Origin of the sequence: Streptomyces exfoliatus (assembly GCF_000725545.1) — a bacterium.
GTDB classification, from domain to species: Bacteria; Actinomycetota; Actinomycetes; order Streptomycetales; family Streptomycetaceae; genus Streptomyces; species Streptomyces exfoliatus.
On record NZ_JNZP01000011.1, the window covers coordinates 137,239 to 150,528 of the forward strand.

The window sequence follows — 13,290 nt, forward strand, 5'->3', positions numbered from 1 at the left end:
GACGGGCCCCGCCCCGCTCTCTCAGCTCTCGGCGGTGACCAGGACGAGCGGGGTGCCCGCGCAGGGCAGCAGGCGCAGCCCGTCGGCGTGCCGCCCGTCCGGCGGCCCCGCGAGGACGGCGCCGAAGTCGGGCCCTTTGGTGAGGGATCCGACGAGGTGGGCCGTGTCGGTGGAGGCGGCGACCCGACCGCGCGCGTTGACGAGCCGGGCCGGTGCGGGCAGTCGCTGGAGCGCGGGGAGCACGGCCGCCTCGAAGTGGCGGAGGTAGACGTCGGCGGCGGCCACTCCCACGAAACGGCCGTCGAGGGTGACCGGCTCGGAGAGCGTGAGGCCGTACTCGTCGGAGCAGAGGTAGTCGACGTACGGCCCGGCGACGGCGCGGCTGCCGGTCTCGCGGGGCAGGGTGTACCAGTCCCAGTGGGTGTAGTCGGAGTACGCGGAGTGCTCGGGATCCAGGTCGAGCAGGAGTGGCCTGACGGCTCCTCCGGGTCCGCGCTGCCACCACTCCAACCAGCCCGGCACATCGCCGAGGAGGCCGGGCGCGGCGACGAAGCCGAGGCCGGGGACCAGCGGGTGGGCGGCGAGCCTGGCCCGCAGCCCGGGCCTCAGGGCCGCCAGGTCGGAGACGAGCGGCTCCCGCCCGGAGCGGGGCTCGTCGGCCCGGGACAGGACGGTGTGGGAGCGGCCGGCGGGACCGGTCGGGGCGGGACCCGCCCGAGCGGGACAGGTCCGCGAGGAGCGCGCTGGTGTCGGCGCCGGTCGCGGCGACGGCGGCGAAGACCTCGTCGAGCGTGCCCCGTACACGCTCGACGACGTCGCCCAGCACCTCGCTCCCGCCCCGTGCCGCCTCCGAGGGGGTCCTGGCCCCCGTGCGCCCGACGGTGCGCGGGGTGTCAGCGGTGTCGCCGCGCGGCCCGCGGGCCGGGCCCGTGCGGCGCTGTGGACCTCGGTCAAGGCCGGGCTCGCCGCGACCGCGATCGCCCTCGTCCTCGTCCTCGGCACCCTCATCGCCTTCGCGGTGCAGCGGTACGCCTTCTTCGGGCGCGAGACGGTCTCCTTCGCCGTGGTGTTGCCGATCGCGCTGCCCGGCATCGTCACCGGCATCGCGCTGAACTCCGCCTTCGGCACGGTCCTCGAACCGCTCGGCGTGGGCCTCGGCATGTTCACCGTGGTCGTGGGTCACGCGACCTTCCGCATCGTGGTCGTCTTCAACAACGTGGTGGCCCGGCTCCGGAGGCTGCCCGGCTCCTACGAGGAGGCGGCGATGGACCTGGGTGCGCACACCTTCCGCACCTTCTGGGACATCGCCTTCCCGCTGCTGCGGTCGGCGCTCCTCGCGGGCGGACTGCTCGCGTTCGCTCTGTCCTTCGACGAGATCGTGGTGACGACGTTCACGGCGGGCCCCGGTGTGCAGACCCTGCCCGTGTGGATCTGCAACAACATGACCCGCCCTCAGCAGGCCCCGGTCGTCAACGTGGTGGCCGCGGCGCTCGTGCTGCTCTCGGTGGTGCCGATCCACGCCGCTCAGCGGCTGTCCTCGGACACGACGGGCGGCGGGCGGGTGTGACGGTGCCCGTCCCGCTCAGCCGGACCGCTTCTCCCATTCGAGGGTGACGCGCAGGCTCGCGTGCGCGCTCCCCTGGACGACCAGCGCGGTGAGCTTGCCGGCGTCCAGGCCGAGCTGGCAGCCGAACTCGACGGTCGCACGGTCCGGGGCCGCGCGGTGGAGGGCGTCCCCGATCTGTCCGGCGAAGGAGGCGAGCGCCTCGGTCACCGCGGACAGGTCGGGCAGGCGCCCGCCGAGCCCTTCAAGCCCTTCGAGCCCGCCGGGTCCTTCGAGGTCCGTGTCGGGGTCCAGGCGCCGCGCCTCCACGAAGAGGGTCGCGTCCCCGACGTCGACCCGGGTGATGTCCGTCATCGAAAGCTCCCGACGGTCGGTGTGGGGGGCGGACAGGCCGTCAGTATCACCGAGCGGTACGGCCCTGGGCCGCACGCCGCGCCCGGGGCGGCGCGGGCCGCGTGCAGAGGTGTGGTGCCCCCTCAGAACGCGGGCCTCAGGACGGCCGCGGCGGGGCTCGGGAGGTGTCCGTCGGTGGCGCGCGCGGAGAGAGCGCTGCCGCGCAGCCATGCGGACCAGCTGAGGTTCCAGTCGCCGAAGCCGTTGCCGAAGGTGGGCATGGGCTCGCCGTACCCGTTGACCACACGGACGAGGTCCCCCTCGCGGACGGTGCGGAACAGCCAGGCGGCGTCCTCCGTGCTCATGCCGGTGCAGCCGTGGCTGACGTCCGCGCTGCCCTGCGCGTCGAGCGACCAGGGGGCGGCGTGCAGGTACTCACCGCTCCACGTCACCCGGGTGGCCCAGCGCACCTTCAGGTCGTAGTGGTCGCGGCTGCCGCGGGCGATGCCGATGGAGTCGCCGCGCATGCGGACGAGCGCCTCCTTGCCGAGGACGACCTTGGTGCCGCCCCGGGTGCGGAAGCCGGCCTTGCCGGTGGTGACCGGCAGGGTGCGCAGGACGCGCCCGTCCCGGAGCACCGTCATCTGGTGGGCGGAGACGTCGGTCACCGCCTCGATCCGGGACCCGGTGGTGAAGGTGAGCGGCCGGGAGCGGCCGCCGTGGAGGGCGTCGGTGATCCGTGCCCCTTCGAGGGCACTGCGGACGCGGACGGTGGTGCGGGCGGGCCAGTAGTGGCGCGGCCGGTAGTGGAGGGTGTCGGAGTCGACCCAGTACCAGGCCCCCTCGACCTGGGGTTCCGTCCGCACGACGAGGCCGTGCTCGACGGCGCGGCGGGCCTCGGAGGCGCCCGCCGGCACGGCGTGGCTGAGCTCCGCGGTGACCGGGCGGCCGACGCCGTAGGTACCGCCGCCCTCAGGCCCGAAGGCGACGGTGAGCCGTTCGCCGGCGGGGGCCGCTTCGGTACGGAACTCGACGCGGGCGAGGAGGTGCCCCGACCCCTCGGTCCCGGTCCGCTCGACGACGAGGCGGGCCGTGTATCGGGCTCCCGCCGGCAGCGGCGCGGCGCTGGTCCACCGGGTGCCGTCGGCGCTCGGCGCGCCGGCGAGGCGGCGGCCGCGCTGGTCGGTGACGGTCACGTCGGCCAGTACTCCGGGAGTCCGCAGCGCGAGTTCGACCGGGCCCGAGGCCTCGGGGCCGAGCGTGACCGGCTGCCCGGTGAGGACGGTTCCGCCGGTGAGCACGAGGGTGCGGCGGGGTGCGGAGCACAGGCCGCCGACGGCGCCGCAGCCGTCCACCGAGACGACGGCGGTGGACTCCAGGGCCGCGGCGCCGGCGCGCCGGTCGGAGCCGGCGGCCGACTCGGCCGAATGGGCCGAATGGGCCGCCGTACTGACGAGAACGGCTCCGACGGCCAGGGACAGCGCCCTCCAGCCCCGTGCGGATCTGCGTGACGACACGTCGGACAGCCTCCCCTTCCGGACGACGACGCCGGCGGGGGATGCCGACCGCAGCATCAAAACGGATGAAAGGAGGAAAAGATGATCAAGGCGGTGGGCGTGGCGGAGGAGTGGCGGGCGAGACGACTCGAATGGGTCAGCGGGGCGGTTCGGGAAGCTCCTCGCCCGTCTCCAGCAGGGACTTCAGGCTGGAGATGAGCGCGGGCCAGCCTTCGCCGATCAGCCCCTTCATCATGCCGTCGGCTTCGAGCTCGCCGTGCGTGACGGTGAGTTTGACCGTGTCGCCGGAGGGTTCGATCGCGAACGTCACCACGGACCGGGGCTCCCGGACCAGGCGCTGGTAGACGTCCTCGTCGAGATGGACGGCGTCCGCCCAGGCCGGGGTGAAGGTGTGCCACGTGTACGAGAGGAGGCGGCCGGGCTCGGCGGCGAGGACGACCTGCTCGGGGTCGGCGGTCCTGCGCCCGCCCTCGTCCCAGACCATGGGCGCGCCCGGGGTCCACTCCGTCTCGAAGGCCACGCCCCAGTACCGGCGGGTGAACACCGGGTCGGTGAGCGCCTTCCAGAGATCGTCGGGGGTGGTCCGGATGTAGGTGGTGTAGACGAACGTGTCACTGTCCATCGCGCTGCCCCTCGGGTCTGCCGTCCCCTTTCTCCAGCTTAGGGCCTCCGTCCGACCGGGGGGTCGCTGGTTGATTAGGTGCGGAAGAAACTAATCAACGTGCTGCTAGCGTGTCCGGATGTCGCTGAAGCACGCCGTCCTCGCGGCTCTCCTGGAGGGCGAGGCATCCGGATACGACCTTGCCAAGATCTTCGACGTGTCCGTCGCCAATTTCTGGGCCGCCACCCCGCAGCAGCTCTACCGCGAGCTGGACCGGCTCGCGGAGGCCGGCCTCATCACCGCGCGTGTGGTGGAGCAGGAACGGCGCCCCAACAAGCGGATGTTCAGCCTCACGGAGCCCGGGCTCCGGGACCTGACCGCCTACACGGCGTCGCCGCCGCGCCCCAGCGCCGTCCGTGACGAGCTGATGGTCCAGGTACAGGCCTGCGACGAGGGGGACACGGCGGCCGTACGCGGCTTCGTGGCCCAGCGGATGGAGACGGCCCGGGCGAAGCTGGCCCGCTACGACCGGCTGCGGGAGTGGATGCTCGCCGGCCGGGACGAGGCGAGCTACCTCGACGAGGCCGAGCGCGTCGGCCCGTATCTCACGCTGATGCGCGGCCGGTTCTTCGAGGAGGAGAACCTGCGCTGGGGCGAGCGGACCCTCGCCGTGCTCGACCGCCGCGCCCTGGCCCGGAGCCGGGCCACGGAGGAGTCGGCGGTGGGATGAGGACGGAGCAGGGTCAGGGGGCCGTGGCCGGCCTGGCCGGAGGACCCGCCGGGGAGTGACAGGGCGGGGCGGGACGGCCCGGGAGTGACGGGGCGAGGAGCGCCGGGGCGGGAGTGACGGCGCGCCTACCGTGCGGTAACGTCACCGGTCCGCCATCGGACCCGCCGGTCGCGGATCTTGGACGGATCGGGGACGGACCTCTATGAACGTCGGTGACCTCGTCGAGGACTTCAGCCTGCCGGACGAGACGGGCACCCCCAGGTCCCTGACCGGCCTGCTCACCGAGGGACCGGTCGTCCTCTTCTTCTACCCGGCGGCCCTCACGCCCGGCTGCACCGCCGAGGCCTGCCACTTCCGGGATCTCGCGGCCGAGTTCCGCGCCGTCGGCGCGCTCCCCGTCGGGATCAGCACGGACGCCGTGGAGCGGCAGCAGGAGTTCGCCGAGCGGCACTCGCTCGGCTACCCGCTGCTCTCCGACCCGGACGGCGCCGTGCGCGACCGGTTCGGGGTGAAGCGCGGGTTCTCCCTCGCGCCGACGAAGCGGGTGACGTTCGTGATCGGCCAGGACCGGCGGATACGCGAGGTCGTCCGCAGCGAACTGCGCATGAGCGCCCACGCCGACCGCGCCCTCGCCGCCCTGCGCACCGCCTGAGCCGCTCGGCGCACTTCCAGCCCACCACGGGGACGGACGGCCCGCACGTGGGGGGCTCACGACGTGCGGGGACGGGCCGGTCGGGTGAGACTCGCTGCAACGCCCGGCCTCTCCCGGCCTGCGCGGGAACGGAGTGTGCAGGAATGGACGACTACCCCCTCCTCAACGTCTTCTGGACGATGCTGTGGTTCTTCCTCTGGATCATGTGGCTGTTCCTGCTGTTCAAGGTGGTCACCGACATCTTCCGGGACCACTCCCTCAACGGGTGGGCCAAGGCCGGTTGGCTGATCTTCTGCATCGTGCTGCCGTACCTCGGCGTGCTGGTCTACGTCATCGCCCGGGGCAAGAGCATGGGCGAGCGTGATGTGAAGCGGGCCAGGGAGAGCGAGGCCGCGTTCCAGGAGTACATCCGCAAGACCGCCGGACCCCAGGGCGGCGGCTCCGGCGGCTCCGCCGACGAACTGGCCCGGCTCGCGGACCTGAAGGAGAAGGGCGCCCTCACGCCCGAGGAGTTCGAGAAGGCGAAGGCCAGGGTCCTGGCCTGAGACACCGGAGGCTCAGGGGAAGGAAGCACACGCGGTCGTGCGGAAGAAGGCGCGGGTGGCACCGGCCTCCGGGCTCGCGGGCTCCCTGTGGCGGGAGGTCCTGGCGGAGCCCGGCAGACTTCCGGAGTCGCTCGCGTCCTTCGCGCTGCGCCATCTGGGTCCGGGCGCCGGAGCCGCCGTCGCCCGTCTGCGGGCGGCTCACCCCGAGGCCGACGCGGCCGACCTGAGAGCCCTGGTCGTGGTCCGTGGACGCAGAGCGGTGGTGTCCGAAGGGGCCTTCGTCGGCGGCCCGTTCCTCTTCCTCATCCCGTTCGCCTTCTGCGGCGCACTCCTCTCCCAGGCACGCACCGTGCTCGAACTCGCCGCCGCCGAAGGGCGGGACACCACGGACCCGGAGCGGGCAGCCGAACTGCTCTTCCTGCAAGGCGTGTACGGGGACACCACGGCGGCCCGCGCAGCGCTGGAGGCGCACGGAGGCCGGCCACGAGCCCCGAACGGATCGGGCCACCTGGCCGTGCTGCGGGACCTGATCTCGCGGATGGCGCGCCTCCTCGGACTGATCACGGCCGATGACGGTGCCGGCCTGCTGGTCCGCGTCGGCCGGTGGGGGCTCCTCCTCGTGGTGTTCCTGGTCGGTCTGGTGGCACCGCACGTGTGGCTGCCCTACATGGCCGTCTCGTACCGGCGTGCCACGACAGAGCTGACCGACCGGGCCACCGTCTTCTACGTCGGATCCCCCGACCCGCGCTCCCCGCGCGGTGTCCGGATCGACCCCGCCACCGCGATGGCGGGGCTGCGTGCGCTCGGCTCCCTCCTCGTGCCCTTGGTGGCCGTGTTCCTGGTGATCGTCACGGACACCCGGATCGCGGGCGGGCGGTGGCCGCTCGTGGGGATCCTCCTGACGGCCGGCTGCCTGGTCACGGGCGGCGCATGGCTGTGGCGGCACTGGAGACGACACCGGACCCCTAATAGGTATCTCTGATACCGGTTTGATACGGTCACGGGGTGAGGCTGACGAAGTTCACCGACCTGGCGCTCCGTGCCGTGATGCGCCTGGCGGTCACCGCTCCGGAGGAGTCCGTCACCACCCGCGAGGTGGCGGAGTCGATGGACGTGCCCTACGCCCATATGGCGAAGGTGGTCACCCGACTCCAGCACCTCGGCGTGATCGAGGCTCGGCGCGGCCGTGGCGGCGGGCTGGTCCTGACGGAGCGGGGCAGGCGTTCCTCCGTGGGCTGGCTGGCCCGCACCCTGGAGGGCGAGGAGGAGGTCGTCGCCTGTGAGGGCGATCCGCCGTGCCCGCTGCGCACCGCCTGCCGGTTGCGCAGAGCGCTGCGCGAGGCGCAGGAGGCGTTCTACCGCGCACTCGACCCCCTGACGGTGGCCGATCTCGTGGACTCCCCGACCGGCCCCCTGCTGCTTTCGCTCAGCCCGCGCCCGACCGCTTGAGCCGTACCGCACTCCAGCGGTGCATACACACCTTTAAATAGGTAGATCATCTACCAGATTGCGAGTCGTCATGCTGTCCGAGCAGGCCGTCCCGGTCGTCCGCGCCACTCTGCCCGCCGTCGGCGGCGCGCTCGACGAGATCACCGAGCGGTTCTACGGGCGCCTCTTCGCCGCCCATCCCGAGCTGCTGCGCGACCTGTTCAACCGGGGCAACCAGGCCAACGGCGAGCAGCGTCAGGCGCTCGCGGGTTCCATGGCCGCCTTCGCCTCCGCCCTGCTCGAGAGGCCGGACGCCCGTCCGGACGTGATGCTGTCCCGGATCGCGCACAAGCACGCCTCGCTCGGTGTGACGGCCGCACAGTACAAGACCGTGCACGAACACCTCTTCGCCGCGATCGTCGAGGTCCTCGGCGACGCGGTGACCGCCGAGGTCGCACAGGCCTGGGACGAGGTGTACTGGCTCATGGCCAACGCGCTGATCGCCGTCGAGGCCCGCCTCTACCAGGAGGCCGGCGTCGCCGAGGGGCAGGTCTGGCGGTCGATGGAGATCGCCGAGCGGCACGAGGAGACGACCGACACGGTCTCCTTCGTACTGCGTCACGCCGACGGGACCCCCACGGGCGCGTTCCGGCCGGGCCAGTACGTGAGCGTCCAGGTCACCCTGCCCGACGGCGCCCGGCAGATCCGCCAGTACAGCCTGTCCGCCGCTCCCGCACGCCACGCGTGGCGGATCAGCGTGAAGCGGATGGACGGCGACCCGGCCGGCGAGGTCTCCTCCTGGCTGCACGCCCACGCGCGCCCGGGGGACACGGTGGAGGTCTCCGCCCCCTTCGGAGACCTGATGCTCCCCGAGGGCGAGAGCCCCCTGCTGCTCGCTTCCGCCGGGATCGGCTGCACCCCGATGCTCGCGATGCTCGACCACCTCGTGGCGACCGGCTCCACCCGGCCGGTCGTGGTCGTGCACGCCGACCGCTCCCCCGCGTCCCACGCGCACGCCGCCGAACTGCGACGCCTCGTGGACACGCTGCCGCAGGGATCCCTGCACCTCTGGTACGAGGAGCCGGGCGATGCGTCCGCCCGCCCCGGCCGTGCGGACGTCACCGCGCTCGACCTGCCGGACGCCGTGACCGCGTACCTGTGCGGGCCTCTGCCCTTCCTGCGCTCGGTCCGCGGTGACCTCATCGGCCGGGGCGTCGCCGCCGCCGGCATCCACTACGAGGTGTTCGGTCCCGACCTGTGGCTGGGCGCCGAGAGCTGAGCCGGAACGCCCGGTCGGCAGGCCTCCCCCGCCCCTTCGCGTCGCAGACGGGGCGGGGGAGCCGGTCAGCAGCCGGTCGACCAGACGTGGGAGTCACCGCGGTCGTTGGCGGCGCCGTTGTAGCCGACCTCCTGTCCCGGGGCGAGACAGATGGTCACGCCGCCGCCCTGCCATGCGCTCTCGTATACCTTGACGTGGTCCTTGATGCCGGGGCCCGAGATGCCGTGGTTGGCCCAGGAGGAGTCGGTGTCGGAGATCCAGCTCTCCCACCAGCCGTCGTCTCCGCTCCAGTTGGCACGCTGACCGCCGAAGTTGGAGTCCTGCCAGACGCAGAACTCGCCGCTGGGGCATTCGGCGGCCCCGGCGGAGGTGGCGAGCGCGAGTCCTGCGGTGGCGGCGAACAGCGCCGCGGCGGTGGTGACGAGAAGTCGCTTCACGAGAGTGTGGGGCCTTTCTGCGGGTGGGTGGGCGCGGGCAGTTCGGCTGCCCGCCGCAGCGCGCGGTCGCGCAGCTGCCGGTATGCGGTGAGCTCGTCGCGCCGCAGGGTGCGTACGGCGGCCAGCTCGGCGGCCTCGAGCCGGGCGCGGACCTCGTCGAGTCCGCTCTCCCGGCCGCAGCGGGTCGCGACGGCCGGATCGGGACGGTCGGGGCGGGGACGGCCGGATGGGGTCACGCACCGGGTCCAGCGGTCGAGTGCCGCACGGTGGGCGGGGTCGGCGCGCACGCGGGCCTGGGCCTCGGCGCGGAGGTTGTCGACGATGACCTGGACCCGGAACCAGCGGCGCTGATCGCCGTAGAGCCGGTGGCGGGCGGTGGCGAGGCAGCCGTCCTGGTGGGCGGTGACGGTGGCGCCCGTGGCGAGGGTGACGGAGAGTTCCCGGGGACCGGCGCCGAACAGCGCCGCCCGGAAGGTCCGGTCCTCATCCGGGGCGCGGGGCCTGGAAGCCGGCGAGAGGCCCTGGTCGCGCAGGCAGTCGACGACGAGCCGGTGCTCGGCGCCTTTGAGCAGCGCGTCCTGGGCTGCCGCGCCGGACGGGACTCCGGGGGTTCCGGGTGCTCCCGGTCCGACGGCGGTGCAACCCGCGAGCAGTAGTGCGGCGGCGGCCGCCAGGACGGTGTGACGGATGTGCGCGGCGCTGCACAGCATGGCGGTCCCCCTTGGATCGTTCCTGGTCGGAGCTTCGGCGAGTGATCGACTCGGCGGCTCGGAATGATCACTGCCCGAGGGGAGCGCCGCCATGCCGGAGGTCACTCGAACGGGTCGAACGCGCCGGGGCACGCGCCCCTCATGCGCCGTCGACGTGCCGCGCGGAGCGGGACCGGGAGCCCCTGGGAACGGAAAACGGGAACGGGAACGGGAACGACAAAGCCCCGGTTGGACGGGGGATTCCAACCGGGGCCGATCGCCGTGACGCGAAGGGCGGTCACCTCTGGCGGGGGACCAGGGGACCGGGCCCCTTCGCAGTCACATACGTATGAACGATAAACCTTTCCCGAATGTTCCGAGCGTTCCCCCATAGGCGATGTGAGGCACATCACCCGATTTCGTCAGGTCGGTCAGTCCTTCTCGGGGCGATAGACGGAGCCGGCTTCGGCCTGGCCCGGGGCGAGGAGCTCCGGCACCGTCACGAAGGTGAAGCCCCGCCGCTTCAGCTCGTCGATGATCGACGGGACGGCCGGGACGGTCCCGTCGTAGATGTCGTGGAGCAGGATGATCCCGTCGCCGTGCGCCTGCTCGAGCACTCGCTGGCGTATGAGGGCCGAGTCGGTGGTGGAGTAGTCCTTGGCGGTGACGCTCCACAGGATCTGGGCGAGCCCCAGCTCCCTGCTGACGTCGGACACCATGTCGTCGGTGCGCCCCTGCGGCGGGCGCATGAGGGTGGGTTTCCGGCCGGTGATCTTCTCGATGGCCTCCTGGGTGCGGGACAGCTCGTCACGGACCTCCGCCTCGTCTAGATCGGTCAGGATCCGGTGCGTCCAGGTGTGGTTGGCGACCTCGTGCCCCTCGGCGGCTATGCGCGCGACCACCTGCGGGTAGCGGTCGACGTGCTTCCTGCCGAGCAGGAAGAAGGTCGCGGGGACCCGCTTCTCCTTCAGGATGTCGAGAAGCCGGGGAGTGTCCTTGCCCGGTCCCGCGTCGAAGGTCAGCGCGATGCACTTGACCTTGGCGCAGTCGACGCGGCGGGCCGCGGCGCCCGCCTTGTCGTCCGTTCCGGCCTCTTCCCGCGCGTCCTGCGGTGTCACGGTGTCGACTCCGCAGCCGCCGAGCGTCAGCATCAGCGACGCGGCGGCGAGCAGGACGGCGGCCGTCCCCCTGCGTCGGCCCGGCCTGGATCGGAACATGGTGGAACCTGCCTTCCCCGGTGGTGTCTTCGGTCCGGCCGGGTTCCGTCTGGTCAGGACGGTGTTCACGGCCGATCGAGCACTCTACACACGGTGTATACCGGGGGTGTCGGTAGGGTCCTCCCTCGTGCGGGCACACGTCGACCCCGGACGGCGCCCGTCCGCTCCGTCCGGGGAGAGTCCGCCGCCCGCCGCTCAGCGGGGGGCGAGCAGCAGCCTGGCCTCCGTCTCCTGGTCACCGGAGACGGCCTGCAGGGACTGGATGTCGAAGCCGGCGGCGAGCACCTTCTCGACCTCGTCGACGGCGTGGTAGCCGCCGGTGAGCGTGACGCCGACCGGGGACGTCAGGCTGGGAGGACGCACCTCCTGGCGCCGTCCGCCCGCCGTGTCGAAGGTGGCCGTCCAGACGGTGGGAGAAGGCCCGGTGGCCGCCTGCGGGCTCGGGGCCTGGTCCTCCAGCTGATAGACGACGTCGAGGACGTCGAAAACGGCCTGGGCATCCTCCCGGCAGCAGTCGCTCAGCTGCACGGTGACGTCGGTGTCGATGTGCAAGTCGTACACGTCGCTCATCTCCTCGCGGCCCGCCCGTCGCTCGTGGCGCCTGTCGTCGAGGCGCCCGCGCTCGTCGCGCCGGCGCCGCCGTGCCACCTCTCCAGCATCCCTCGCCGGACGGCGTCGCGCGAGACCCCTCCCGCCCCTCCCGCCCTCACCGACGGCCGATGATCTCCTCCACCGTGTCGGCCTCCGAGGCCGGCTTGTCGGGTCGGTGGCGCACGACGCGGGCGAAGCGGAGGGTGACACCGGCCGGGTAGCGCGTCGAGGCCTGGAGGCCGTCGTAGGCGATCTCGACGACCAGCTCGGGCCGTACCCGTACGGTGAAGCCGTCGTCCTCCACGGCGAGTTCCGCCAGCCGCTCGGTCTGCCAGCGCAGCATCTCGTCGGTCAGCCCTTTGAAGGTCTTGCCGAGCATGACGAACCCGCCGTCCGTCGTGCGGGCGCCGAGGTGCAGGTTGGAGAGGAGTCCGGTCCTGCGCCCGTGGCCCCGTTCGACGGCGAGGACGACGAGGTCGACGGTGTGGACGGGTTTCACCTTGAGCCAGGTACGTCCTCTGCGGCCCGCGACGTAGGGCGCGTCCAGCGCCTTCACCAGTACGCCTTCGTGTCCACGGACCAGGGTGTCCGTGAAGAACCGCTCGGCCTCCCCGGTCTGCGCCGGGTCCGCGGGGTCGGTGACGACGAACCGGCGGACCCGCTGGGTCGCCGGAAGCAGCCGGGAGAGGACCTCGTGCCGTTCGCGGCCGGGGCGGTCGATCAGGCCCTCTCCGTCGACCGCGAGGACGTCGAAGAAGACGGGCGTGAGGGGCAGGGTGGCCCGCGCCCCGGCCACGTCGGTGCGGGAACCGACCCGGGCCGCGATGGTCTGGAAGGACACGGGACGCCCGGTCCCGGGGTCGATGGCGATCACCTCGCCGTCCAGGATGAACGCGTCGGCGGGCACGGCGAGGGCGGTCGCGACGACTTCGGGGAGACGGTCGGTGATGTCGTCCAGGGAGCGGGTGTGGACACGGACGTCGTGCCCGCGCCGATGGACCTGCACGCGGATGCCGTCGAGCTTCTCCTCGACGACGCAGGGCCCGAGAGCGCCGATCGCCTCGCCGACGGAGGCGGCGGTGTGCGCCAGCATGGGCTGCACGGGCGTGCCGACCCGCAGGGTGAACCGGTGCAGGGCGGTGGCGCCCTCGGCGAGCACCGCCTGGGCGACCGGGGGCAGCGCGCCTTCGAGCATCACGGCACGCCGCAGCTCGGCGGCGGGCACGGTGGCGGCCTGGGCCACGCCCTCCAGGGCGATGGCGTCCAGGGCTCCCTGCCGTACCTCCCCGGTGAGCAGCCGCAGCAGGAGCTGTTGCTCGTCGTGCGTGGCGGCCGCGAACAGGGCGTGGACGAGGCGGGTTCGTTCCGCGCGGGAGCCGACTCCGGACACCGCGGCCATCTCCGTCATCAGCTCGTCGACGTGCCGGAGCGTGAGCCCCGGTGACTCCACGGGTGGCACGGCGGGCGGAACCACACCCTTCAGGACGCTCCACCCGACGCCGATCCGTCCCTGCGGGAGTCTCCCGGACAGATAGGCGATGACAAGGGGGCTCTCCTCCGGCGCGGCCTCCGCGAACAGTTCGGCCAGCAGGCGGATCTTGCGCGAGCGCGCGGAGGCGGCGGAGACCTGTCGGGACACCTCCGCGACACGGGCGAGCAGCATGAGCTCATCCTCCCCACACCCCGCCGCCCCCGCACCCCGACACC

At 72.7% G+C, this 13,290-nt stretch carries 16 protein-coding genes; 7 read left to right on the forward strand and 9 right to left on the reverse strand.

Annotated elements, in window-relative coordinates:
• Positions 1-21: 21 nt before the first annotated feature.
• Positions 22-522: a cache domain-containing protein gene (locus tag IO20_RS41365; RefSeq protein WP_245684944.1), complete on the reverse strand. Its 501-nt coding sequence runs from the start codon at positions 520-522 to the stop codon at positions 22-24.
• Positions 523-673: 151 nt separating this feature from the next.
• Here IO20_RS41365 and IO20_RS0113825 point away from each other — a divergent pair, with 151 nt between their 5' ends.
• Positions 674-1,567 (forward strand): ABC transporter permease, encoded by an 894-nt coding sequence (locus IO20_RS0113825; RefSeq protein WP_245684945.1) that lies wholly within the window; start codon positions 674-676, stop codon positions 1,565-1,567.
• Between the two features lie 15 nt (positions 1,568-1,582).
• On the opposite strand, the gene IO20_RS37600 is transcribed toward IO20_RS0113825, so the two are convergent.
• From IO20_RS37600 to IO20_RS0113840, 3 genes are all read right to left on the reverse strand, one after another.
• Positions 1,583-1,918, reverse strand: coding sequence for a CU044_2847 family protein (locus IO20_RS37600; RefSeq protein ID WP_051874563.1), 336 nt, complete (start codon positions 1,916-1,918; stop codon positions 1,583-1,585).
• 122 nt (positions 1,919-2,040) lie between these two features.
• Positions 2,041-3,414 carry a L,D-transpeptidase gene (locus IO20_RS0113835; protein ID WP_030552283.1) on the reverse strand — a complete coding sequence of 458 codons (1,374 nt, stop codon included), beginning with the start codon at positions 3,412-3,414 and terminating at the stop codon, positions 2,041-2,043.
• 136 nt (positions 3,415-3,550) lie between these two features.
• Complete coding sequence (locus IO20_RS0113840; protein WP_030552281.1) at positions 3,551-4,036, reverse strand: SRPBCC family protein; 486 nt, start codon at positions 4,034-4,036, stop codon at positions 3,551-3,553.
• Positions 4,037-4,154: 118 nt separating this feature from the next.
• Here IO20_RS0113840 and IO20_RS0113845 point away from each other — a divergent pair, with 118 nt between their 5' ends.
• The 6 genes from IO20_RS0113845 to IO20_RS0113870 all read left to right on the forward strand — a co-directional run bounded on the left by IO20_RS0113845 (position 4,155) and on the right by IO20_RS0113870 (position 8,649).
• Positions 4,155-4,745 (forward strand): PadR family transcriptional regulator, encoded by a 591-nt coding sequence (locus IO20_RS0113845; protein ID WP_030552279.1) that lies wholly within the window; start codon positions 4,155-4,157, stop codon positions 4,743-4,745.
• Between the two features lie 202 nt (positions 4,746-4,947).
• On the forward strand, positions 4,948-5,397 hold the full coding sequence (locus IO20_RS0113850) for a peroxiredoxin (protein ID WP_030552277.1): 450 nt from the start codon (positions 4,948-4,950) through the stop codon (positions 5,395-5,397).
• A 143-nt stretch (positions 5,398-5,540) separates the two neighbouring features.
• Positions 5,541-5,942 (forward strand): SHOCT domain-containing protein, encoded by a 402-nt coding sequence (locus IO20_RS0113855; RefSeq protein ID WP_030552275.1) that lies wholly within the window; start codon positions 5,541-5,543, stop codon positions 5,940-5,942.
• Positions 5,943-5,979: 37 nt separating this feature from the next.
• The gene (locus tag IO20_RS36525) at positions 5,980-6,924 is read left to right on the forward strand and encodes a hypothetical protein (protein WP_051874562.1); all 945 of its coding nucleotides are present in this window, start codon (positions 5,980-5,982) and stop codon (positions 6,922-6,924) included.
• 23 nt (positions 6,925-6,947) lie between these two features.
• Complete coding sequence (locus IO20_RS0113865) at positions 6,948-7,391, forward strand: RrF2 family transcriptional regulator (RefSeq protein ID WP_030552272.1); 444 nt, start codon at positions 6,948-6,950, stop codon at positions 7,389-7,391.
• A 70-nt stretch (positions 7,392-7,461) separates the two neighbouring features.
• Positions 7,462-8,649 carry a globin domain-containing protein gene (locus IO20_RS0113870; RefSeq protein WP_030552270.1) on the forward strand — a complete coding sequence of 396 codons (1,188 nt, stop codon included), beginning with the start codon at positions 7,462-7,464 and terminating at the stop codon, positions 8,647-8,649.
• 65 nt (positions 8,650-8,714) lie between these two features.
• On the opposite strand, the gene IO20_RS0113875 is transcribed toward IO20_RS0113870, so the two are convergent.
• The 5 genes from IO20_RS0113875 to IO20_RS0113895 form a co-directional block, all read right to left on the reverse strand.
• Positions 8,715-9,086, reverse strand: coding sequence for a peptidase inhibitor family I36 protein (locus tag IO20_RS0113875; RefSeq protein WP_030552268.1), 372 nt, complete (start codon positions 9,084-9,086; stop codon positions 8,715-8,717).
• Complete coding sequence (locus tag IO20_RS36530; RefSeq protein ID WP_063761414.1) at positions 9,083-9,796, reverse strand: hypothetical protein; 714 nt, start codon at positions 9,794-9,796, stop codon at positions 9,083-9,085. Before IO20_RS36530 ends, IO20_RS0113875 begins: the two co-directional genes overlap by 4 nt.
• Positions 9,797-10,206: 410 nt before the next feature.
• On the reverse strand, positions 10,207-10,992 hold the full coding sequence (locus IO20_RS0113885; protein WP_030552265.1) for a polysaccharide deacetylase family protein: 786 nt from the start codon (positions 10,990-10,992) through the stop codon (positions 10,207-10,209).
• A 195-nt stretch (positions 10,993-11,187) separates the two neighbouring features.
• A complete protein-coding gene (locus tag IO20_RS0113890; RefSeq protein WP_245684946.1) occupies positions 11,188-11,640 on the reverse strand; it encodes a hypothetical protein in 453 nt (150 codons plus the stop codon).
• A gap of 58 nt (positions 11,641-11,698) precedes the next feature.
• Positions 11,699-13,246, reverse strand: coding sequence for an ATP-dependent DNA ligase (locus tag IO20_RS0113895; protein ID WP_030552261.1), 1,548 nt, complete (start codon positions 13,244-13,246; stop codon positions 11,699-11,701).
• Positions 13,247-13,290 lie beyond the last annotated feature (44 nt).

Bases quoted from the DNA above. Each gene is read 5' to 3' on its own strand.
- IO20_RS37600 (WP_051874563.1), bottom strand. From the start codon at position 1,918: ATGACGGACATCACCCGGGTCGACGTCGGGGACGCGACCCTCTTCGTG.
- IO20_RS0113840 (WP_030552281.1), bottom strand. From the start codon at position 4,036: ATGGACAGTGACACGTTCGTCTACACCACCTACATCCGGACCACCCCC.
- IO20_RS0113845 (WP_030552279.1), top strand. From the start codon at position 4,155: ATGTCGCTGAAGCACGCCGTCCTCGCGGCTCTCCTGGAGGGCGAGGCA.
- IO20_RS0113850 (WP_030552277.1), top strand. From the start codon at position 4,948: ATGAACGTCGGTGACCTCGTCGAGGACTTCAGCCTGCCGGACGAGACG.
- IO20_RS0113855 (WP_030552275.1), top strand. From the start codon at position 5,541: ATGGACGACTACCCCCTCCTCAACGTCTTCTGGACGATGCTGTGGTTC.
- IO20_RS0113870 (WP_030552270.1), top strand. From the start codon at position 7,462: ATGCTGTCCGAGCAGGCCGTCCCGGTCGTCCGCGCCACTCTGCCCGCC.
- IO20_RS36530 (WP_063761414.1), bottom strand. From the start codon at position 9,796: ATGCTGTGCAGCGCCGCGCACATCCGTCACACCGTCCTGGCGGCCGCC.
- IO20_RS0113885 (WP_030552265.1), bottom strand. From the start codon at position 10,992: ATGTTCCGATCCAGGCCGGGCCGACGCAGGGGGACGGCCGCCGTCCTG.
- IO20_RS0113895 (WP_030552261.1), bottom strand. From the start codon at position 13,246: ATGCTGCTCGCCCGTGTCGCGGAGGTGTCCCGACAGGTCTCCGCCGCC.